General features: G+C 71.4%; 2 protein-coding genes and 2 pseudogenes. All 4 read left to right on the top strand.

Annotated features, from left to right (window positions below):
• Nucleotides 1–156: 156 nt before the first annotated feature.
• A pseudogene (locus DD1DGNOD_RS05090) lies at nucleotides 157–663 on the top strand (transposase); the annotation flags it as partial.
• A 71-nt stretch (nucleotides 664–734) separates the two neighbouring features.
• A complete protein-coding gene (locus tag DD1DGNOD_RS05085) occupies nucleotides 735–2000 on the top strand; it encodes a tyrosine-type recombinase/integrase (RefSeq protein WP_206442957.1) in 1266 nt (421 codons plus the stop codon).
• Nucleotides 1997–4477: a site-specific integrase gene (locus DD1DGNOD_RS05080; RefSeq protein ID WP_206442956.1), complete on the top strand. Its 2481-nt coding sequence runs from the start codon at nucleotides 1997–1999 to the stop codon at nucleotides 4475–4477. The genes DD1DGNOD_RS05085 and DD1DGNOD_RS05080 overlap by 4 nt, the downstream gene beginning before the upstream one ends.
• 18 nt (nucleotides 4478–4495) lie before the next feature.
• Nucleotides 4496–5380: pseudogene (locus DD1DGNOD_RS05075) on the top strand (IS1380 family transposase); the annotation flags it as partial.
• Nucleotides 5381–5389: the final 9 nt, after the last annotated feature.

Genomic DNA, 5389 nt, shown 5'->3' with positions numbered 1-5389 from the left:
CGACCCCAGAAAACCAAGATCTTCAGGGCACTCCTAGCCTGCTGCTTTCACCGCTGATCGTCTGTTGGGTGTGCCGGGAATAGGAAAGTGCTCCTGAACTGGGAGGATTGGGCTTGTCTAGGGCCTTGTCCGTACCAACCGAGGAGCACCTTCGCGGTGAAGCCTACCGTCGTGTACCCGTCTGTTCGTGTGGACGCCGCTGGTCGTGGGGTGGTGTCGATGGCGGGTGGAGTGTTGCTGGTCGAGACCGTCCGTGCGACTGGCCTGGACCGGGCGCTGTCGGTGGCGCTCACCCCGTGGATGGCACCGACCGCCACGCATGATCCGGGCAAGGTGCTGTGTGATCTGGCGGTGTCGCTGGCGTTGGGCGGGGACTGTCTGGCCGACGTCGCGGTGCTGCGCGCCGAGCCGGAGGTCTATGGGCTGGTCGCCTCGGACCCGACGGTGTCCCGGATGGTCGACCGGCTCGCCACCGATGTCGACACGGTCCTGGCCGCGATCGGGCGGGCTCGGGCCGCGGCGCGCGCCCGGGCGTGGACGGCGGCTGGCGTCCACGCGCCTGACAGCGCCGTCTCGGCCGACGATCCGCTGATCCTCGATCTGGACGCCACGCTGGTCACAGCGCACTCGGACAAGGAGAAGGCTGCGGCGACGTTTAACCGTTGACTGAACTACGGGGGTGTTACCGCAGGTCGGAGCGCTGATCGGGTTCTGGTCCTGGCAGTGTCCGGGCTGTGGCTGATGGCGAGAGTGTCGAACGGTGTGACCTTGTCACGCTGGTGGCGGACAGCGTCGGCTCGGTTGTCGTGACCGAGGTGATCTGGGAGCCGTACCGGCTGGTCGACCCGGGCGGTCAGGTCGTGGCGTGTGTGTCGGGGTTCCTGGGCGAGCTGCAAGCGTCGGGACGGACGGCGGCGACGCAGCGGTCGTATGCGCTGGATCTTCTTCGCTGGTTCCGGTTCCTGTGGGCGATCGGCGTGCCGTGGGACCAGGCGACGCGTGGCGAGGCCCGTGACTTCTCCCGGTGGTTGGCGCTGGTGGACAAGCCGCGGCGGGCCGGGGTGGTGAGGCGGCCGGTGGGGGTGGCGAACCCGGTGACCGGGAAACGTTCCCCGGGTGGTAGGTACGCGGTGTCGACGCTGGCGCACAGCGAGACGGTGCTGCGGGGTTTCTACGCGTTCCACCTCGAGGCAGGGACCGGTCCGATCATCAACCCGTTCCCGCTGGTCCGGGAGCGGGCGGGTGGCCGCGCGCATGCCCATCACAACCCGATGGAGCCGTTCGGGAAGGAACGTTCGGGCCGGTACCGGCCTCGGCTGGCGCAGCGGGTCCCGCGGCGGATCCCGGACGAGCGGTTCAACCAGATCTTCGCCCTGCTGCGGTCGGACCGGGACCGGGCGCTGGTGGCGTTCTGGGTGTCGACCGGGGCGCGGGCGGCGGAGCTGCTGGGTGCCCGGGGCGGGGACGTCGATCCGGGACAGCAGCTGATCACGGTGGTGCGGAAGGGCTCCCGGGCGGTGCAGCAGTTGCCGGCCTGCGCGGATGCGTTCGTCTGGCTGCGGCTCTACCAGTGCGCGCTGGGTCGGTCGGTGCCGGCCGGGGCCGACGACCCGCTGTGGTGGACCAGCCGCGGGACGCCGCGGCCGTTGACGTATCACGCCGCCCGGGCGATGTTTCGCCGGGCGAACGAGGCGCTCGGGGCAAACTGGTCCCTGCACGATCTTCGGCATACGGCCGCCTACCGGATGGCGCGGGATCCGCGGCTGCCATTGTGTGACGTCCAGTGGGTTTTGGGCCACGCGCACCTGTCGACCACGCAGCTGTATCTGACGCCGGCGCCGAGTGAGGTCATCACCGAGGTGCTCGCGCACCACCAGCGGCGTCAGGCCGGCGAGGCGCTGGTTGACGGCGCTCGGCCGACGGCCGCGGACGCGGGACGTCCTGGCGGCGGGTATCGCGCCGAGTCGCTGGCGGCGTTGTTCGACAGGCCGGCGTCATGACCCCGGCCCCGACGGCGGCGGCCGTGGCGGGCCGGCCGGCGCTCGGCCCGTCCGGGATGGCCGGCGTGGCCGGGCCGGACATGCGGCGGCTGCATCGCCGTTACCCGCCCCGGCAGGTTCCGTCGTCCTGGCCGGGCAGCTGCATCGACCGTGACCTGCTGGTGGCCCGGGTGCTGGCGCCGCCGTTCACGGACCCGGAGACGAGGGCCCGGCGCCTGCGGGGGGTGGTGTCGATCGTCGACTGGCTCGCCGAGCAGCCGGGGCCGGCGTGGCAGCATCGGTGGATGGCCAGTGGCGCCGACGAGCTGGGCAACGCCGACTGGTGGCGGCCGTCGATCGGCCGTCTCCAGTCCGGCAGCCAGCGATATGGGTCGTCGGTGTCGGTAACCAGCAACCTGCGTCGCAGCCTGCTCCTGCTGATCGGCGCCGATGTGATCCGTCCCAGCCTGGGCTGGCTGCTGACCCCGATCGCCCCGCACTGGCTGGCCACCGACCTGGCCCGGGTCCGTGACCCGGACGGCTTCGCCGAGCTGTCCGCCCGCTGCGCCGCCTCGGGCGCCGGATCGAGTCTGGCCAAGTCGGTGCTACGCCGAGCGGCGACGATCGTGGCGGCCAAGGGCGGCCTGATCCATGACATCACCGTCGGGGACTGCCTGGAACTCGCGCTGCTGCAGGTCGGCGGGACGCGGCGCGCCAACCAGGGCCGCGGCCTCTACGGCGTGCTGCACGCGATGGGCGTGTTCGGCGACGCCCCCGCCACCCTGCGGGCCTTCGCCACCCAGGGCCAGCTCAGCCCCGGCCAGATGCTCGACCTCTACGGCATCGAGTGCGCCCCCGTCCTGGCGGTGCTGCACGACTATCTCCTCGAGCGCGCCCCAGCCCTGGACCACACCACCCTGCGGTCGCTGGCCCTGACCCTGGGACGGCTGTTCTGGCGCGACCTGGAACTACACCATCCCGGGATCAGCTCGTTGCACCTGGCACCGGAGGTGGCCGCGGCCTGGAAACAGCGCGTCCTGGTCAAGACCACCCACGGCGTCGACGCCCACGGACAGACCGTCGAGACCCGGCTGCCGCGGTCCGACGGGCGGGCCCAGCTCGGCCAGGTCCGCGCCTTCTACCTGGACATCGCCCAGTGGGCGATGGAAGAACCCGCCCGGTGGGGACCGTGGGCGGCCCCGTGCCCGATCCGCCGGGAGGACCTGGGCCGGTCCAAGGAGCTGCGTCGCCGCAAGTCCCGGATCGACCAGCGGACCCGGGAGCGCCTGCCCGCGCTGCCCGCCCTGGTGGCCCGCGTCCAGGCCCAGGCCCGCGCCGCCGCGCAGCGGCTGGCCGCCGCCGAGACCGTCGGCCACGGCGAGCCGTTCGGCTACGGCGGCGAGGTCCTGCACCGCGCCCCGGCCCGAACAGGGTCCAGGGCCAAGGTCTGGACCGAGGACCCGACGACCCGGGCACGCCGCGACCTGTCCGGGGAAGAAGACCGGGCGTTCTGGACCTGGGCAGCGATCGAAACGCTGCGGCACACCGGGATCCGGGTCGAGGAACTGACCGAGCTCAGCCACCACAGCCTCGTCCAGTACACCCCGCCGGCCAGCACCGAGCTGATCCCGCTGGTGCAGATCGCCCCGTCCAAGACCGACACCGAACGGCTGCTGGTCGTCAGCCCCGAACTGGCCGACGTCCTGGCCGCCGTCATCCACCGGATCCGACAACCCGGCGGCGCCGTCGCCTGCGTGGCCTCCTACGACTCCCACGAGCGGGTCTGGAACCCGCCGATGCCGCTGCTGTTCCAACGCCAGATCGGCATGGAGCACCGCGCGATCCCCTCCGGAACGATCCGGGACTGGATCTGCGGCTCCCTACCCGACACACCGTCCACCACGACCCCCGGCACCGCCGCCCCGAACCCGGCAGCCCGCCCGCCGCGGTTCACCCCCCACGACTTCCGGCGCATCTTCATCACCGACGCCGTCCTGCACGGCATGCCGCCGCACATCGCCCAGCTCGTCGCCGGACACCGCGACATCAACACCACGATGGGCTACAAGGCCGTCTACCCCGAAGAAGCGATCAACGGCCATCGCGCTTTCCTCGCCCGACGACGCGCCCTGCGACCCAGCGAGGAATATCGCGCACCCACCGACACCGAATGGCAGGAGTTCCTCGGCCACTTCGAACACCGCAAGGTCTCCCTCGGCACCTGCGGCCGCTCCTACGCCACCCCCTGCATCCACGAACACTCCTGCCTACGCTGCCCGCTCCTGCGCCTGGACTCGGCGCAACGCCAACGCCTCCTCGACGTCCGCGACAACCTGATCCTCCGGATCGACGAAGCCCGCCACGAAGGATGGCTCGGCGAAGTCGAGGGCCTCCAGATCAGCCTCGCCGGCGCCCGCGCCAAACTCGTCCAGCTCGACCAGATCGCGACCCCCCGAGCATCCGTCGACCTCGGCATCCCGACCCGAACAACACCCTGAAGATCAAGTTCAGAGAACAAACGCGGATACGGGTTCCATCCGTTGTGGGCGTTCGCCGACCACGGGCCGGAGGGGTCCGGGGAACCGTTGGCGGTGCTGCTGCGCCCGGGTAACGCGGGCTCGAACACGGCCATCGACCATGTCGCTGTGGCGACCGCGGCCCTGGCCCAGCTGCCGCAACGGCTGCGACGTGGCAGGTCCGTGCTGATCCGGACCGACAGCGGCGGCGGCACGCACGCGTTCACCGCCTGGCTGCACCGCCGCAGGTTGTCCTACTCGGTCGGGTTCACCCTGCCCGACAACGCCGCAGACCTGATCGTGAAGGTCCCGGCGAAGGCGTGGACACCGGCCTACGACGCCGACGGCAAGCCCAGACCGGGTGCGTGGGTCGCCGAGCTGACGGGGCTGATGGACCTGTCCGGCTGGCCCGCGGGCATGCGGGTGATCGTGCGCAAGGAACGCCCGCATCCCGGCGCGCAGCTGCGGATCACTGACCCTGAGGGCAACCGGTGCACCGCGTTCGCGACGAACAGCCGCCGCGGGCAGCTCGCCGACCTCGAGTTACGCCACCGCCGCCGAGCCCGCTGCGAGGACCGCATCCGCGGCGCGAAGGACACCGGGCTTGCCAACCTGCCTCTGCACGACTTCGCACAGAACCAGATCTGGTGCGCTCTGGTCTGTCTCGCCCTCGACCTCCTTGCCTGGACGGCGATGCTCGCCCTGGCCGGTCACACCGCCCGACGGTGGGAACCGAAACGGCTGCGGCACAGGCTGTTCACCATCGCTGGACGGCTCGCCCGCCACGCCCGACAGACCGTGCTGCACCTGTCCACCCACCACCCGTGGGCTCACCTGGCCGTCCAGGCCCTGACCACCCTGCGCGCGCTACCCGCCCCCGGATAGCCCACAGAC

Source organism: Candidatus Protofrankia californiensis, from assembly GCF_900634765.1.
Taxonomy (GTDB): domain Bacteria; phylum Actinomycetota; class Actinomycetes; order Frankiales; family Frankiaceae; genus Protofrankia; species Protofrankia californiensis.
This window is presented reverse-complemented; position numbering and strand designations above follow the sequence as displayed.

Excerpts from the sequence above, each read along its gene's own strand:
- DD1DGNOD_RS05080 (WP_206442956.1), top strand. The coding sequence starts at position 1,997 with ATGACCCCGGCCCCGACGGCGGCGGCCGTGGCGGGCCGGCCGGCGCTC.